Genomic DNA, 15834 nt, shown 5'->3' with positions numbered 1-15834 from the left:
AACCCGCGCCCGCAGGCCCCTGCGCTAAATGGAGAGCTCCGGGCCTACGCGCGCTGACCCGATGCAACCAGAGGCAGGGGTCCCTTTTGGGAGCCGATAAGGGGTCCCGTTACGACGCCGATTGACACTGCAACTACCGTGACCGGCAGGGCCGCACGATTGCCAACGACACCAACGGTGACTGGCTGGAGCCTGCCTTCCGCGAAATCTACCGCCTGATGAAGCCTGACACGCTGTGCATCAGCTTCTATGGCTGGACCGCAACGGAGACGTTCCTGGCGGCATGGGCCGCCGCCGGGTTCCGGCGTGTTGGGCACATCGTGTTCTGCAAGGACTACACGTCCCGCAAGGGCCTGTTCGAGGCCCGTCACGAATGCGCCTACGTGCTGGCCAAAGGCCGCCCGCAGTTGCCGGCCATGCCGCTATCCGACGTGTCCGGTTGGGTCTATACCGGCAACCGGTTGCACCCGACCCAAAAGCCGGTCGAGGTGCTTGAGCCGTTGATCCGCACGTACTGCCCGCAGGGCGGTCTGGTACTGGACCCATTCTGCGGGTCGGGTTCAACGCTAGTCGCCGCCGAGACCTGCGGGCGGCGCTACATAGGCATAGAACTTGAAGGCAAGCATGCCGAGGTCGCGCGCGAACGCCTATCTCTACCCTGAAAACCAGCGATCGTTACCGCGTCTCAACCCATACCCTGCTACCAGTGAGTGGCATTTGAAATCGGCACATCATGGCTTCACAACCACGGCGTTTCGACGTCACTAAATCCTCCAACAACACCGATTGAACCGTGATTACCTGGGTTTCCATAATTCCCGACGTTCCCGTAATTGCCGTAATTGCCATAGCTTACAGATCGATGGGGTGAAGCCGTCCGATAGAGTAATCGGTTTTCCTGCACGACTTCCCCCAGATAACGGCCAGCCATATCAATGAAGATACGATAATCGTTCAAAAAATGGCCGATATTAGCGCCCGTGGGCGCGTGGAGCTGACCATTCACAAGATTAGCGATGTGCTGCCCTCGGCTATTAAATAAAAACTGCATCTACTTGCACTCCCTACGCGATATGATACTTCAACCGACGTTTTACGAACGCAGGCTGAGAACCTTCTAGAATATCAATAATCCGCTGATTAATGCGGGGGTTCTCAATAGCTCCACTTTCGTAGCTGAAGCGATAGCCGTCAGCCTTATCAAGCTTGACGTAAACGATCTGCTCCGCGTCAGCGCCCACAGCTAGGTTTGGATTATGGGTAACCAGAATGACCTGCCTGTGTTTCTTGGCTTCCCGAATGCAGTTCGCCAAAATTGCAAAAATACTCTCGTTATCCAGGTTATCTTCTGGCTGATCGATGACGAGAGGGATGTTGTCTTTATCGAGCTGCAAGTAGAAGACGAGGAGGAGTAGGCCTTTTTCGCCTGGAGAAAGCTCGTTCAGATTTTTACCGCCAAGCCGGAGCTCATACGACGCAGCGAAATACTCCAATGAGTACAGAAAGTCGTAGAAGTCTTTGACATGTACAACCTGTTCTTCGAGACGCAGGGACGCGCCTCCCTCGTCCGACGTCATTTGGGCAAGGACTCTTCCGATAAAGCCTTCGACAGAATCAAAACTGTCCCAATCAACCTCGCTGACCAGCCCTTTCAATTTGCGCTCTGGATCATTTGCACCATGGAAAGGTCCTCGACGATTTTTCTTGATGAGGTTTAGGAAACTTTCGGAAAAATCACGTTCAAGGACAAAAGAGGCCGTGATTTCGACCGAAAAGTTATCGGTCCTCACCACCTTGAGTCTCTGATCCACGCTCGTCTTGATGTCGGCGTAAAAATTCAAGACCTTTTGTTTGCTTTCAAATATTTGGCGCGCGAGGCCGGAACGCATGGCGCGCTTCTCACTAATCTGGGCGGCCAAATCTGTATCGATGAAAATGATCTGGGCCTCCAGCGCTCGAATCGTACCTGCCTGTGGGTCAACATCATTGCCTAAGAGGGCTGCCCGTTGAATATTCCATTGGGTCAGCTTGTCGAGGTACGTCTGATACTTCCTCTGTGGGGTATCCAACTGCTCCTTGAGAGAGTCTATTGTCGTCATGTGGAAGGTTATCGCGCCACGGATATCGGGAAGACTGGCAAGCACTCGGAAATCGTGACCGGGTTCGAACGAAAGCGCATTGTCTTTCTCAAGAGTGGAGATGCGATCCCCAACAGACGACCGTTGTGCTTCAACCTCCGTAAGATCGACCTGCATCCGAACGATTTTTTCAATATCCAGATCAAACTCTAAGGCTATCGGACGGAGGGCATCTTTCCCTTCCCGAACTCTGCTGTTCAGGCTTTCAATGGAATCCCTCAACGAAAGCAACCGCTGCTGACGGTTCTTCAATTGACCTATCGTATCAACCGCCGCCTGCTCGGCCTTGCGAAGCTCCTCCAACTGATTGCCAAGCTCCTGAAGGCGCTCCGATAGCTTTCGTTGTTCGTCAGACTGAGAATCGGGTGCAGTGACTTCGGCAGGCTTGGCAGCATCAAGCGCCCTCAGTTCCTCTTTCTTCGCATCAAGTTCAGCAGCAAGGGTCTTCCGGAATTGTGGATTTGCGCGTTCCTCAAGCTCCAGAAGCTCGATGTTGAGCTGGCGAAGTCGTACTTTGAGCGCACTCGTTTCATTCCGGCTCTGTTGCGTTTTCAGGTCTTGAAGATCCTTAAAAGACCCCGTGCCAAGACGCTCAGTCTCCTCCACATGAGAAAAGACCACATCCTCGATCTCACGCCGAAATTCATCGATCTGGATTTCATTGGTCAGCTGCTCAAAGTAGTTTTGCGGAAGGTAGCGAACGCCTTCCGGCTTCGTGCGATCAACCGACTCGCTAAGCCGCTTCGTAACGGACGTTTTACTCTGCCAAGAAACCTCGGCCTGGAAATTCTCAGCATAACCTCGCTGACGAAACTTCTTGTTGTCCGACGAGTCCGACAGGAATGAGAAATAAGCCTCCAGGCGGCTATCCCCGAGCAGGCCGACAATGTCGACAAGAGCACTCTTTCCGCTACCCTTGTTACCGATAATTGCCGTGAGTTCCGGGTTTAACGGAATATCGACCCCCTTGAACCAGACGCCGCGCGAGCCGTCGTATTCGGGGATGTGGTTGATCTTCAGATTGTTCAGCATCTTCGTCGGCTGCTGGGCCTTTCTCTGCTCGACCGGCGGCTCGGCACCGATGAAAACGCGAGACTCCGGTTCAAAGCAGATTTGCTGTAGACCCCGAAATGTAAGATCGGCCTTAATCCAGGTAGGTGGGTATCCGGCAGCATTCCCATCGAGACGCTCAAGGTCTGCAAACGAGTGCGCGTCACTTCCTGACAGGGCAGGTTTCGGTAGAGATTCGCCGCTGTCGTATCGTCCCGAGCCTAGAAAATACTCCCGGCTGTTCGCGTCACCGAAAAACAAATCGCAATTGCGATCCAGCTTATCCGAAATCAACACCTTCCTTTGAGATTTCGCATCAGTCGTGCGGATACCATCATTCTTGGCGGGAAAGGCCAGCAGATAGGGCTTGGTATCCCCAAACGTGTCTTCGAGAGCAGCTTTCACATCGTCAAATGACACCGATGCAGATGCGTAGTCTTTGGTTGTACTGAGATCGGAGCAAGGGATGCGCGCGCCAGAATGGTCGTCGCCTTTGGTTTTTAAAGTCGCCAGAAAACGTTGAATCTTGCTGCGAGGACATTGGCTTTCATGATTGTCAAAGATCACATGCAGATTGGGGTTGCTATTCTTCGCATCAATGGAATCCGACAGCCGAAACTCGATGTTCACAAACAAAGCCTTGGATGAATCCGGGTATTTGGCCTTGTACCTGTCGATCAGTATGAAAAGCGTTTCGCAGCTAAAATAGTCTGTTATTCCATACGCCTGAGGAGATGCTGATTCCAACGCATCAATGTATGTATCCCAAACAGCATCAACACTGTCGCCTTCGAAGGCATTTGAGAGTTTTGTAAATGGGGTATGGATGTGCAAATCCCAACGGCGCCAAACTGATCCAACTTTCCCCCCCATAAATTACTCCCGCTTCGCTTTATAAGTTGTCTTTGGGTATATTACTGCCGCCTCAACGATGAAGGCAACTACTCTAGGTATATCTGCGTACTAGATATGCATGCTGTAACTGCACTTACACGGCGGGCACAGGAGGGCGGGGCTTTCTACCGGCAGCCATTGTCGATACCAACATATAACCATTCCCATGCGGTACCTTCACCGTCTTGGTCTCAATGTGAAAATCAGCATATTTCTCAACAAAACCGGGAATCCAAGGACGCGCTGAAGAATAATAGACCGTGGTCTCAGCACCCTGCACGATCGCCATATTGACTGCGGCTATCTGCTGCTTGGTGGCCCTCACCCGCCGGATGCGTAGGTTTCGAAACTCCAAATCCACCAATCCGCGCTCATCGAGATCCGGCCTGATCCGTATAGCCAAATTGGGAGCTAGCGGCACAAATCGATTGACTGTGCCCGGCCGCTCGCCCGGCTCAATCGCCACCGGATAATCGCTGGTAAAGAAAGGGCTGTTGTCGTCATCATTGATGAGGATGTCCCACCGAGAGTTTCCCCAAAGCGACAAGCGCTTGACAATCGTCTGGATGCCGATGGACTGCGGGTATTTTGGGTCGATCGCAAACTGAACACGCCCGGAATTCAGCAACTCGCTTAATGACCCTCCACCAAGCTCTAGTGGAGGGGGCGGAAGATGGCCGTTGATTTCGAGCAGTTCTGCCGTCACCTCCAATGTTTTTCGCAAAGGGTTACTGTGGATTCGCATACCAGCGGGAGAGCAACTTTCGACGTAGGCTGCAAATCCGGCAATCGCAAAAATGGAAGCGGTATCAAGCTGCCCTACTCGCAGCTTCTCAAGGGCCGCGTTGTAACGAGGCTCTACGTCTCTCAGGAATTCCTCAACAATGCGAGGTTCCTGAAGATAAGGATTGGTACTGCCATCCTCGATTCGACACTGACTGTAGGAATCGCACTGGTAGGTTTTGAGGCCCTCCTTACGTATCGCATACATCCGCCCCCCCAAATCGGGAGCATAAAAATTCTTCAAATGAACTTGGGAAACGTAGTGATCCAGAGCCATAGAACGATATTCCAACACTTTCTTTCGTGAGGTAATTGCATACATGAAGACTCACGCCCCGCTAGTAGCAAGATAATTCTGTTCATGATATGTACTCCCCATCAGAGGAGTTGCCAATGTTCAAGAATCTTCAGCGAGAATTGAATCGTTTAGCCAATACGAGCAGCATTTCCATCCCCCTCGAAAGTGACTCAGACGGCTTCTTCGACAAAGAATGCCCCGACCAGAAATGCCTGTTCCAGTTCAAAATTCACACAGAGGACTGGAAAAATATTGTTCGCGATGAGGAAGTATTTTGCCCCTCCTGTCGACACGTTGCGCCAGCCACAAGCTGGTACACGCGAAAGCAGATCGAAGAAGGGCGGGAGTACGCGCTCAATTCAGTGAAGGCCGGTATCAACAAGGCAATGCGCGCCGACGCGGCAGAGTCCAAACGCCGTCAGCGCCGCAATTCGTTCTTAAGCATCACCCTCGAAGTTAAAGGCGGCCATGATGTCGTCCTACTTCCGGTTGCGGCGGCCGATCCGATGCGGCTGCGAACGACATGCGAATCCTGCCAATGCCGGTATTCCTACATTGGAGCAGCCTTCTTTTGCCCAAGCTGCGGCAAGAACTCAGCCAGCCACACGTTTGCTCAGACCCTTGCCACCATTCGGACAGCAGCGACGCTAGGAGATTCCCTGCGCGCCAACCTCGGCCCCGACGAAGCGGAAGTCATCACGAGAACCCTGCTGGAAAAAGCCATGCAGGACACGGTCATGTCATTCCAGCGTCTATGCGAACAGCTCCACGAGATAAAAGCCGGCCCGAAAGCACGGCGCAATGCTTTCCAGAATCTGGAAGCCGGTTCGGAACTCTGGGCTCAAACGATAGGTGCCAGTTACGATCAGCTTGTCGATATCGACACGCTGCAGAAGCTTACGATGTATTTCCAGCAGCGCCATCTACTCGCGCATCAGCAAGGCATTGTTGACGCGGACTACATTACCCGCAGCGGTGATACCTCTTATGCCACAGGGCAGCGCCTCATTGTTCACTCCAACGTGGTTCTTGAGTTTGCCGACCTCATCGAGAAACTCGGCCAGCAAATTATAGCACGGTGCTGACCGGTTTTAAGAAAATGGGGAGAAGTACACGTGCAGTTTGAATACACGCCACCGCAAACGGACTTAGAGAAGGCTTTGGGTGGATATTGCTGCATCAACGCATTTGGCTCTATTGAGGTAGGAGATGACGAAAGGTTTATCGATTTTTTACAGAGCTTAGAAATTCCACCTCGTACTCCAGTATACATTAATTCAACAGGTGGCGACGTTGATACCGCAATCAGTATCGGGCGTACTATTCGGGATCACTGGTTTTCAACCCATATTGGGCAGTCTGTACTGGATGGAGACTACGATGGTGGTTTTCTGAAGAAGCGAAAGATAATCAATGGAAACTGCATGAGTGCCGCAACCCTTGTCTTTCTGGGAGGACGGTTACGCTATCTCGGTGAAGGCGCGCAATTTGGTGTGCATCAATTTTCGTTCCGCAATCCGTCGCCAGAGCATATTGCACGCTCTCAGATACTTTCGGCTAAGATTGCCCGATATGTTATCGACATGGGCATACGTGCAGAATTCCTTGAGATTGCTTCTACGACACCAAATAGCGAAATTAAAATATTACCCCTTACTGATCTTGAGCCTCTTAACGTTGTCACTGGCGGGGAAACTCCAGTTTCATGGTCAATTCAAGCCGTAGAAGGTGCGTTATATGTACGGGGAGAGCGTGACAACCTGTATGGCCATCATAAAATGCTGCTCGGTTTTGCAAAACCCGATGGCTTTTTTGTTTGTGCTGTCATCGAATCACAGGGGCGCGAACAGGAACTCACGAACTTTCCTCTCGTTGAACTCGTTATCCAGAACCCCGAAGAGACAGTCATAGACCTGTTTGATCGCTGCTCTAGGACTGTACAAGGCATGTATACGAACATAACTGCGAAGCTCACAACCGCGGAGGTCGCGTCTATTGCGCGATCCAAAGGTTTTGGACTTCGTGTGCGAGGGGGGCCTGACGCGGGAGTTTTTCTTGGTATAGGCCCGATGTCCCTCGACGGGGCAGCTCACTTGTTTAAATCGTTTGTAGACAATTTATCATAGCGTCATACAGTATCATCTCGACAACCGCCGAATAGTACTCTTGCTGACGCAAAAATCGTCTGCAATTCTCCCACAGGTATCCCCCTGTGCCCGACGCGCCGCAATTTTTTCCCGCTCCCCCTGCCCCAGCTTGCTAGGCCTACCAAACTTTACCCCACGCTGACGTGCCGCCTCCCGCCCCTGCGCCGTATTCTCCAGTATCCGCCGCCGCTGCCAGCACGCGGCCCACCCGACCAAGAACGCGATTAAATCCGCCATCTCGGATGTGGTGTCGATAAAAGGCTCGTCCAGCAATCGCAGCCCCGCACCCGCATCTTTCACCGTCTTGAGGATATTCACCAGATCAAGCGGATCACGCGCCACCCGATCCGTGGCGGTCGCCAGCATCACGTCCCCCAACTGAAGGCTGGCCAGTAACCGCGTCAGTTCCGGCCTGTTGTCACGGTTCTTGCCGCTGCGCTTTTCATGGAAAATTTCCACACACCCCGCCCTTTTGAGGCGTTCGATCTGGTAGGCGAGGTCTTGGCCTTCGGTGCTGACACGGGCGTAGCCAATAAACCGCACGCGCGGATGAATCTGGGTCATAGTTAGGTCTCCGGATTAAATCCCTTGAAGACCACGAACATTCAAAAGGTTGCTTAAGGGATGCTTGATAATTACTACCCGTCAAAAGTCACGACTTTTGCAAGTAGGCCTGATTCACAAATTGTGACGCAATATAAACTTTATCAATACTGAATGTATTTGGATTTCGGTCATCGCTTTACACGAAGCATTCATTGGCGCGCGGCGTGCACCTACCCGTCAAAAGTCGTGATTTTTGATAGGCAGAAATCCCTGTAAAGGCGCGCAGTGCTGCCTTCCCCTGAGGACTACCTTGATGAAATCTATCCGTTCGGCGACCCCTCTTCTTCCCCTCATCCTGATGCTCGCAGCCTGCGCCCCCAATGCCAATGCTGGCGACAAACTGGTCGGTCGCTGGGAAAGTCCCACATGGAAGTTTGGTGGTCGTCCGCTGGTCGCGCAGTTCAGCACAGATGGAAAAGTCGAATACACCAGCTCTATTGCCAATATCGGGCGACACAATGGGACATGGACATTACTGGAGAGCGGCGAGTTGTTGATTAAAAGCGATACCGGTCGCGAAGCCAGATGCAAAATTGCGCTTTCCGGAAAAACCCTCACATTTCAGACAGCGCAATGCATGGACGGCTGGGACGGGTTCGCAGGTGAATCCCTGACCAAGCAGTAGTTAAGTCTCTTTTCATTCAGTGGAAGGCGGAAGATCAGCTTCCGATATCTTATGTTTTCAATTCAGCATCTGACAGCCATCAGCAGGCTGTTACCTCCGCCATTGCGGAGCTGAAAGCGCGTGCGTGCTCTTGAACCTCCGGAGCGGCACAAATCCCAAGCGCAAGGATTGAGAATGCGTTCTGTCACTGCCGCTGCAATACTCGGCCTTTTCAGTTCCAGCCTCTTTCCACGGCTGGTTGCTGCTCAATTTATCGCTCCCCCAGATATACCGCCTGTCGTAGTGCAGGAATTTCATGCGTGGGCCGGTGAGTGCGAGACAACAAGCGAAGCTTTTTTCTCGGACGACTATCTGACGGTCGTGGATATCGATAGCGAGAAATATTACGTCCTTAATGGCGACGGAGCCACCTGCGTTGCCAATGACAGGGTGGTTTTACGTGGCGGTGGCAATGGTGGAACCAGTCTCAAGATATTCGCTCGCCAAAACGGAAACCTAATCGTTTCGCTCGATCTCTTTGTCCAAAGTGCTGAAATGAAAGCCTATCGCGGCTTCGCCATCGTGACCACGCCGGACGCTACCTATCGCATAGCTAATGGTCAGGCTATCAAGATCAAACCCACCATAGGCGGTAGGACAGTTTATACGCTTGGTCGTTGAGATAACTTTGGTTATAGCGCTGCACTAATTTTCTCCGTCGTGCTTGCAGGTGGTGCGAGGCAAACCGCGTCGCCCACAGGCATATCGTAAATCAAAAGGCCCGGTTGTTCGAGCGGAAGCTGTGCAACAACTTGCCCGGCCGGATTAAGAACAGCTGTCGGTCCTAAGCCAACGTAATCCTCTCGTTCCCCTGTTACGTCAGAAGACATGAGCCAGAGGCCACTTTCCCTGCATCGTTCCGCTCTGGCAGAGTTATGGACATCTTTGTACTCCATGGCCTTTGATCTCGGCAGCATATTATTGGCCGGGCACACAATGAGCGAACCGCCAAGGTCAGCAATTTTTTGGGCTGCGGTAGGGTAGCGGGTGTCACAACAGATGTTTACACCAAATCGCAAACCGTTGACTGAAACAACAGTCGCCTCCGTTCCCGCTTCAAGGAAGCTCTCTTTTCGGAGAAGGTGTGCTTTGCGGTATCGGCTGATGACCGATCTGTTTTGGACAATGATGGCGGAGTTATACAGCGCCCCGGCGTCACGCTCGATCATGCCCATGACGATAATCATATCTGATTGAGGGAATTGATTCAGAACGGCTAAGAAATCTACGGATGACAGATCGAGTGCTACAGTACGTGCCGTCTCTTCATCCAGTAAATATCCTTGCAAATAGCATTCGGGGAAACACAGGAGCTGTACGCCGGCTTGCGCAGCTTGGGCTAAAACGTCCGCGGCATAAGACATGGCAGCTTCGATATTACCCAGGAATTCCGGGGGCTGTGCTGCGGCGATACGGACGGTTCTTTCCATCTGCGAATGGTCATGTCTCACTGTGTATTTGTCAATTGAATGCAGGTCCAAGAGTTGAAAGGCAAAAGGTTAGAGGCGACGGTAGTAAGCCTCCCACGCCAGCCGGATATCCGCAAACGACCATTCACGGCGGCGGCCGTAGGCAGGGCTAGGGCGGTTGTAGCAACCGGCAAGGCCGGTCTGGCGCTGGAAGGTCATGAACCATGCCGAGGATTTTGGCTTGCCGCGTGGTGTCGGTTCGATTTGGCGGATGATGCCGCTGTGCGCCCAGCACTCATACGGATTAGGGATTGATGACGGATCGTGGAGGAAGGCACGCAGTCGCTGCAAGGCGACATCGTCCGGCGACTGATGAATCTCTTTGCGCAGGTCCGCGACGGCGAGGGCTGCGCCCTGGCGCGCGGCTTCTCTCAGCATATCGTCCAGTTGCGTGGTGGTCAGAACCAGCGCTTGCATAGCATCCATGGACACACTCCTTTTCCTGTGCAGGCATGTTGGTGCCGGTCATCACCCCCGTCGAGTGCGGCGCGTATGAAAATGACCTAGATGCCGACCAGTTCGCCTAACCGCTGGGTAACGGGCCGCAACGGATCGACCAGCCCGAGATCGTAAATCATGGTGGTCTCAAGGTTCCCCTTATGATCGACGTAGTGGGACACGGCTTCACGCGATACCCCCTGCCCCGTCAGCATCAGCGAGATCGCGATGCGTTTCAGGTCGTAGAGCTGGAAGTGGTCGGGTACTCCCTTCAAGGTCTTGAACCTTGCCAGTCCCTTGCGAAAGTTGTCGCGGGGTTGCGATGGGTCGGTATGGGAAGGAAACACGAGGCGGCTGTCCGGCCAGCGATCCCGCTGGGCTTGCACCATGGCCGCCACCTTGCTGTGGATCGGCACCGTACGGTAGGCGTATTCGTAGAGCGAACGCGACAGCTTGATGCCTTTGGTGTTGTGCTTGTTCCAGACCAGCGTATCGAGATTAAAATGGCTGAACTCGGCATGGGTGAGATCGCTTGGGCGTGCCATGGTCAGAAACAGAATGCCCATGTAGTTGCACAGTTCCGCTATCTGATCGTTGGCGTTCAATACGTGAGCTTTGGTCAGCGCGGCGTTGCGTTTGGCGAAGCCGTCCAGATTTTCAACTTCCGGCACGGCCTCGAGCACCGGATAGAAAATATGCGCGGCAATCTGGCCAATTTGCTCCATGGAGTAGTCCCGCCGCTGGCGGATTATCTTTTTCTTGGGGATAGGGTCGCAAGGATTGCGCATATCTACCAGTTGCATGCGGATTGCCCAATTGAAGAGAGCTAACAGGTGGCGAAGCGCGCTGTTGTAGATATAAGGAGAGCTGAATTGCTTTTGAAACCGCTCGATATCGAGGGGCTTGATCGAAGCGAGTGGTCGATCCGCGAACAAGCTTCCAAAATCCTTGTAGTGGCGGCTCGTATTGCGTCCGCGTTTCGTTTCCGACTTCGGGGTCTTTTTTCGCCATCTGGCAACAAAAATAGCAAACGTCTTGCGATAGCTTTCCGACAATCCCTGTATATGGCTGTCCCAGTACCTATCGATAGCCTCGCTCACCGTCATAAGATGCACGCGGCGGGGGTCCTCATGATCGAAGTCAGGGTTTTCACCGGCGTCCAGCCTATCGTGACGGTTGCGTACGGTGAGACGTGCTGAACTGACTTTCATAGCCATGGCCGAACCAAGGGCCTTGCGATGACGCTTGCCGTTAAATTGATACGCGTGGATGAAAGTCTTTGCTCCCATCGCTGTAACTCTGAGTCCGAGGCCAGATGTTGAATCGCTACGGATTCGGCCGTTCGCGTCGACCGGACAGTCCCAATAGATTTCTTGATCCTTGCCTACAGGGCATTGTGCTTTGAAAACAAAGTCATCGGTAAGGTGTATCTTCGGCATTTCATGTAACTTCCATGTAACGGATTTATACCAAATGTTACATGGAATTTGAAGTAATGATGAAAGTCATCCTCACTAAAATGATTCAATAACAGTCACTTGGATTGTTTTAATAAATTGAAAATACAGCCGTTTTCCCGCTCTTAATCAATTGGTCGTGGGTTCGAATCCCTCTCGGCCCACCAATTTTTCCAAACAGTTACACGATTTTCGCCCGGCAATGCCGGGTTCATGTAACTTTGGTGTAACTCATCTTCGAACTACCACCAGGCTATTGGTAATGACTAGGTCGGCAGTTCAATCCTGCCCAGCATCACTAGAATTTCAATGGTTTGAGTGGATTTTGAAATCCCTTAGCCCATTTATGTAACATCCGTGTAACGGTGCATAATCTGCTCGATTTTGCCTCTAAGAAACCGGATATCAAAATGGGTGAAATGGAACTGATTTTCATCTAGGGTTGCATTATGAGTGCTGTTCCACTCGACATTACCCAAGACGTCCTTCATCAAATCGCAGGCAACATGACACAAAGCCAAACTGACGACGAGAAGCTCAAGGAAAGCGCAGCATCCTTGATGAAAGATATGGAAGCTACCGCCGCGCGCATGCGTGAACTTATTGTCGGGATGCCGCCGCACGACCTTCTTGGCTACATATATGCACAGCACATTATGAAGAATAGGTCTCAGCAGGGAGGTACTAGGGAGGAGCATGAGGCACAAGCGCCTGATGACCTGATCAACCAGAACCAGTTCCTTCTTGAGTATGTCCACGCCGTGCTAGCCACAGACCCCGCACCGGACAAGGTGGAATTCAGTGAAGAAAAATGTGCGGAGCTGTTTGAGCTAAGCAACAAGCTTAGGGAACAGGCGATGTTTTACGCCATGGCAAGCTCCGCCGACAAGAAGGACGGAGCGTTCGGGCCAAATACTGCTGACATAGAATTTCATGCAAAGTCGAGCTGGGTTATGCTTCGTGGTAACCGCTATCAGGTCCTTGAAGGTGAGTTCTACCGTTACGTCCTTGAACCGCATGATGAGGCTTTGAAAGAGATTTATGGCATAGGGGCAGCGGAAGTTGCTGTCGGCTTTCAGGCGATGGCCGATACCGCGCGCACCGGACAAGCCCTTGCCGTTGAAGAGATGATGAACCAGTTCCAAGCGGCTCATGCCTTTGCAGCAGTAAAAGGCAAACGGCTGGAAGAGGTCATGGAGGAATGGGTAGCGGAAAATAAGGATAAGTCAAAAGCCACCATGCAAGCCATTGAGGACTTGTTGCGCGGTGGCATTGCCAATGTCAGCCGTCATACTGATCTGCCACAGGAACTTCTAGCCGACTTGGCTTATGAACGCGGCGAAGACAAAGATTTTTTCGCGGCTGGCGACCACTCGGGCACGCCATATCGAACGCTTCCCGTCCGCAAAAAACCGTTGATCAAATTGGGATCGGACTATTTCGCCGTCGATCCCTGCTTTACCCGTGATGCCGGATATCGCGCGCTCTTGTTCAACCTCTTGCAGCGCAAGCCTGCCTACAAGGTTGAGTTCAATGAACGCCAAAAGGTAATGAGTGAAGCTGCCTTTGCCGACATTCTTAGCTCCCAGCTACCCGATGCCACGGTTTTGCAAGAGGTTTACTACAAGGACCCCGTCAGCAAACAATGGTCGGAGAATGACACGCTTATTCTTATTGATGATGTTCTCTATCTAGTCGAGGCAAAAGCAGGGGCCGCAGCAACCATCGCATCACCGGCCTCGGATTTCGTACGTCATGCTCAGTCGGTGCAGGACCTGGTCGTCAAGGCTTACAAACAATGTGAGCGCTTCTTCAATTACTTGAACAGCGCCGATGAAGTGCCACTCTTCCATATGATTGACGGCAAGTACGTGGAGTGCGCGCGCGTGCGCCGCGCTGACTACCGTGTCATGCTACCTATCGGGCTTACGGTTGAAGCGTTTTCTCCGCTTTCTGCATTCTGTAAAGAACTGCCGGAAATCGTGCCTTTGCTTGGAAAGCATGCTTTCATTTCTCTTTCTATCGATGACCTATTCGTCCTGAAGCGCTTCCTGCCGACGCCGGGCGAGTTTGCTCACTATATGGAGGTGCGACAGGCCGTGGCTGGCTTGCGTAGAGCCCACCTGTTCGACGAGCTGGACCATCTCGGTGCGTATTTGAGGAAAAATCGCGTCGATATCGAAATGATTGAGCAATTCAAGGAAGGTGCCGACCTTGTTATGTGGAACGGCATGAGCTTTGACATTGACCGAAGCTTCGAAGGTAAAAACTGGGAGACTGATCCACGTCCAGCTCAAGAATACCCCGACGAAATGCTCAAGTTCTTCGGGGCCATCGATGCGGCACGTAAGTCTGGTTGGCTTCGTGCTGACAGTTGTTTCAGGAATTTGGGTAGCGAAGGCCGTGGAGACTTTGCGGCAATGCTCGTTGAGCTTCGCACTTCATTAAATCAACACGATGGTCGCTGCTTCATCTATGGTCGGGAGGAAGAAACACCGTACTTCATATGGCTCCACAGATCGGGTGGCATCATCGATTGGAATAAGGTGAACAACAAGGCCGGTTCGGCGGCTCTGATGATACCCACGAAAACGTTGACAGGCTTAATGATCGAGGCGACAGCCGATGGTAGTTACAAGGCTGCCTATACCTTCCCAGTCATTCGACCCGAAAATCGCACAGAGGCCAACGCGCATATTTTTGATGACGCGGAACGCATGAAGCAGCGTGCTAGGAACTTCGAACAGGGCCAGAAGGCAGCGCCGCAAAAGAGACAGCCCGCAGTTGGCATTCCTAAAGTGGGTCGAAATGAACCATGCCCCTGTAAAAGCGGTTTGAAGTACAAGAAATGCCACGGCTAATAGCGAGGTGGTGGTCTTACGATCATAACGTCAAATGAATACTATATTGAAAAAAGAAGGCGTAGATGGTCTACGCCTTCTTTTCATCTATTAGGCCGTCGACTCATAAACTCTGACACCAGATTCTTGCGGCGACGAGTTTGACAGCTGCGAGATAGTTTTCCGGGCGCTTGTCGTAGCGCGTGGCGATACCTCGAAACTGTTTGATCTTGTTGAAGAAACGCTCGACAAGGTTCCGCTGCCTGTAAACCCAGCGCGAGAACGAGAAGGAGCCCTTGCGGGTTGCCTTCGGCGGGATGTTGGCCCAGGCCTTTCGCTCGGCCGCCTTGGCGCGGATTGCGTTGGTGTCATAACCCTTATCGGCAAGCAGGATATCACCTTCGCCGAGGTCGTCTGTCAGTGCATCGGCTTCAGTGCAGTCAGCAATCTGGCCGCCGGTCAGACGGAGCGTGACTGGCCGACCTTCGGCATCGACGAGCGCGTGGATTTTGCTCGTGAGCCCGCCGCGGGAACGTCCCATGCAACCATCGTCTCGATCCCCTTTTTTCCCGTGGCCGCGTGTTGATGAACGCGAACACAGGTCGAGTCGATCATGACGATGTCGCCGTCATAAGCCTCTGAAACGGCTTTAAGAAGATGATCCCAGACACCGGCCTTACGCCAACGGACGAAGCGGTTATAGCAGGTGGTTGGCCGCCCATAACGTTCTGGAACTTCCGACCACGGCGAGCCGGTTCGGAAGCGCCAAAGGATGCCGTTCAGGACCCGTCGGTCATCGACACGAGGAACGCCGCGAGGCTTGTTCGTAAGCGGCAAGGAGACCCCATCTGGCGCGGCTGATGCTGAGTAGGGTATGTCGGGCATACGAGTTCTCTGAATGTGAGGATTTATGTCTAGACCTGCGGCTAGCCTTGGGTTGATGCGAATGATCGAGGCGGTGCCCGATCGCCTTGACGGGTCGCCGCGACAGTTGCGGCGGTTCTGGTCCGACGAATTCAAGGCCACAGCGGTTGAGCAGGCATGTCAGCC

General features: G+C 52.6%; 13 protein-coding genes and 1 pseudogene. 6 read left to right on the top strand and 8 right to left on the bottom strand.

What is annotated here, in order from left to right:
- Window positions 1-143: 143 nt before the first annotated feature.
- Window positions 144-662 (top strand): annotated as a pseudogene (locus ASB65_RS18895) (DNA methyltransferase); the annotation flags it as partial.
- A 77-nt stretch (window positions 663-739) separates the two neighbouring features.
- On the opposite strand, the gene ASB65_RS27580 reads toward ASB65_RS18895, so the two are convergent.
- The 3 genes from ASB65_RS27580 to ASB65_RS18885 form a co-directional block, all read right to left on the bottom strand.
- Window positions 740-1051 (bottom strand): hypothetical protein, encoded by a 312-nt coding sequence (locus ASB65_RS27580; protein WP_080868436.1) that lies wholly within the window; start codon window positions 1049-1051, stop codon window positions 740-742.
- A 13-nt stretch (window positions 1052-1064) separates the two neighbouring features.
- Complete coding sequence (locus tag ASB65_RS18890) at window positions 1065-4061, bottom strand: TrlF family AAA-like ATPase (protein ID WP_060725035.1); 2997 nt, start codon at window positions 4059-4061, stop codon at window positions 1065-1067.
- A gap of 115 nt (window positions 4062-4176) precedes the next feature.
- Window positions 4177-5187, bottom strand: a complete 1011-nt coding sequence (locus tag ASB65_RS18885) for a DUF4238 domain-containing protein (protein ID WP_080868437.1) — start codon at window positions 5185-5187, stop codon at window positions 4177-4179.
- A 71-nt stretch (window positions 5188-5258) separates the two neighbouring features.
- On the opposite strand from ASB65_RS18885, the gene ASB65_RS18880 reads away from it, so the two are divergent.
- Window positions 5259-6248 carry a hypothetical protein gene (locus ASB65_RS18880; protein WP_060725040.1) on the top strand — a complete coding sequence of 330 codons (990 nt, stop codon included), beginning with the start codon at window positions 5259-5261 and terminating at the stop codon, window positions 6246-6248.
- A 30-nt stretch (window positions 6249-6278) separates the two neighbouring features.
- Window positions 6279-7289 (top strand): hypothetical protein, encoded by a 1011-nt coding sequence (locus tag ASB65_RS18875; protein ID WP_236734570.1) that lies wholly within the window; start codon window positions 6279-6281, stop codon window positions 7287-7289.
- Window positions 7290-7301: 12 nt separating this feature from the next.
- Here the strand turns inward: ASB65_RS18875 and ASB65_RS18870 are convergent, their stop codons facing one another.
- Window positions 7302-7874, bottom strand: coding sequence for a recombinase family protein (locus ASB65_RS18870; RefSeq protein WP_060725033.1), 573 nt, complete (start codon window positions 7872-7874; stop codon window positions 7302-7304).
- A gap of 295 nt (window positions 7875-8169) precedes the next feature.
- Between ASB65_RS18870 and ASB65_RS18865 the strand changes: the two genes are divergently transcribed.
- Both ASB65_RS18865 and ASB65_RS18860 read left to right on the top strand, forming a co-directional pair.
- Window positions 8170-8541: a hypothetical protein gene (locus ASB65_RS18865; protein ID WP_060725032.1), complete on the top strand. Its 372-nt coding sequence runs from the start codon at window positions 8170-8172 to the stop codon at window positions 8539-8541.
- Between the two features lie 174 nt (window positions 8542-8715).
- On the top strand, window positions 8716-9201 hold the full coding sequence (locus ASB65_RS18860) for a hypothetical protein (protein ID WP_060725031.1): 486 nt from the start codon (window positions 8716-8718) through the stop codon (window positions 9199-9201).
- A gap of 11 nt (window positions 9202-9212) precedes the next feature.
- On the opposite strand, the gene ASB65_RS18855 is transcribed toward ASB65_RS18860, so the two are convergent.
- The 3 genes from ASB65_RS18855 to ASB65_RS18845 form a co-directional block, all read right to left on the bottom strand.
- Window positions 9213-10010 (bottom strand): carbon-nitrogen hydrolase family protein, encoded by a 798-nt coding sequence (locus ASB65_RS18855; RefSeq protein ID WP_060725030.1) that lies wholly within the window; start codon window positions 10008-10010, stop codon window positions 9213-9215.
- Window positions 10011-10079: 69 nt separating this feature from the next.
- Window positions 10080-10475: a hypothetical protein gene (locus ASB65_RS18850; RefSeq protein WP_060725029.1), complete on the bottom strand. Its 396-nt coding sequence runs from the start codon at window positions 10473-10475 to the stop codon at window positions 10080-10082.
- Between the two features lie 77 nt (window positions 10476-10552).
- The gene (locus ASB65_RS18845) at window positions 10553-11926 is read right to left on the bottom strand and encodes a tyrosine-type recombinase/integrase (protein ID WP_139786506.1); all 1374 of its coding nucleotides are present in this window, start codon (window positions 11924-11926) and stop codon (window positions 10553-10555) included.
- A gap of 467 nt (window positions 11927-12393) precedes the next feature.
- Between ASB65_RS18845 and ASB65_RS18840 the strand changes: the two genes are divergently transcribed.
- Window positions 12394-14805, top strand: coding sequence for an SEC-C metal-binding domain-containing protein (locus ASB65_RS18840; protein WP_236734571.1), 2412 nt, complete (start codon window positions 12394-12396; stop codon window positions 14803-14805).
- A gap of 103 nt (window positions 14806-14908) precedes the next feature.
- On the opposite strand, the gene ASB65_RS27575 is transcribed toward ASB65_RS18840, so the two are convergent.
- Window positions 14909-15669, bottom strand: a protein-coding gene (locus ASB65_RS27575) for an IS5 family transposase (protein ID WP_236734573.1) whose coding sequence is annotated in 2 segments (ribosomal slippage) — window positions 14909-15357 and window positions 15357-15669 — 762 coding nt in all. Because the reading frame shifts where the segments join, the coding sequence is not laid out codon by codon here.
- Between the last annotated feature and the right edge of the window lie 165 nt (window positions 15670-15834).

Source organism: Agrobacterium tumefaciens str. B6 (genome assembly GCF_001541315.1).
Classification (GTDB): domain Bacteria; phylum Pseudomonadota; class Alphaproteobacteria; order Rhizobiales; family Rhizobiaceae; genus Agrobacterium; species Agrobacterium radiobacter.
The sequence above is the reverse complement of the archived record's forward strand: the minus strand, read 5'-3'. Positions and strand labels throughout refer to the sequence as shown.

Coding starts and splice junctions, on each gene's coding strand:
- ASB65_RS27580 (WP_080868436.1), bottom strand. CDS start 1,051: ATGCAGTTTTTATTTAATAGCCGAGGGCAGCACATCGCTAATCTTGTG.
- ASB65_RS18890 (WP_060725035.1), bottom strand. CDS start 4,061: ATGGGGGGGAAAGTTGGATCAGTTTGGCGCCGTTGGGATTTGCACATC.
- ASB65_RS18885 (WP_080868437.1), bottom strand. CDS start 5,187: ATGTATGCAATTACCTCACGAAAGAAAGTGTTGGAATATCGTTCTATG.
- ASB65_RS18880 (WP_060725040.1), top strand. CDS start 5,259: ATGTTCAAGAATCTTCAGCGAGAATTGAATCGTTTAGCCAATACGAGC.
- ASB65_RS18870 (WP_060725033.1), bottom strand. CDS start 7,874: ATGACCCAGATTCATCCGCGCGTGCGGTTTATTGGCTACGCCCGTGTC.
- ASB65_RS18865 (WP_060725032.1), top strand. CDS start 8,170: ATGAAATCTATCCGTTCGGCGACCCCTCTTCTTCCCCTCATCCTGATG.
- ASB65_RS18860 (WP_060725031.1), top strand. CDS start 8,716: ATGCGTTCTGTCACTGCCGCTGCAATACTCGGCCTTTTCAGTTCCAGC.
- ASB65_RS18855 (WP_060725030.1), bottom strand. CDS start 10,010: ATGGAAAGAACCGTCCGTATCGCCGCAGCACAGCCCCCGGAATTCCTG.
- ASB65_RS18850 (WP_060725029.1), bottom strand. CDS start 10,475: ATGGATGCTATGCAAGCGCTGGTTCTGACCACCACGCAACTGGACGAT.
- ASB65_RS18845 (WP_139786506.1), bottom strand. CDS start 11,926: ATGCCGAAGATACACCTTACCGATGACTTTGTTTTCAAAGCACAATGC.
- ASB65_RS18840 (WP_236734571.1), top strand. CDS start 12,394: ATGAGTGCTGTTCCACTCGACATTACCCAAGACGTCCTTCATCAAATC.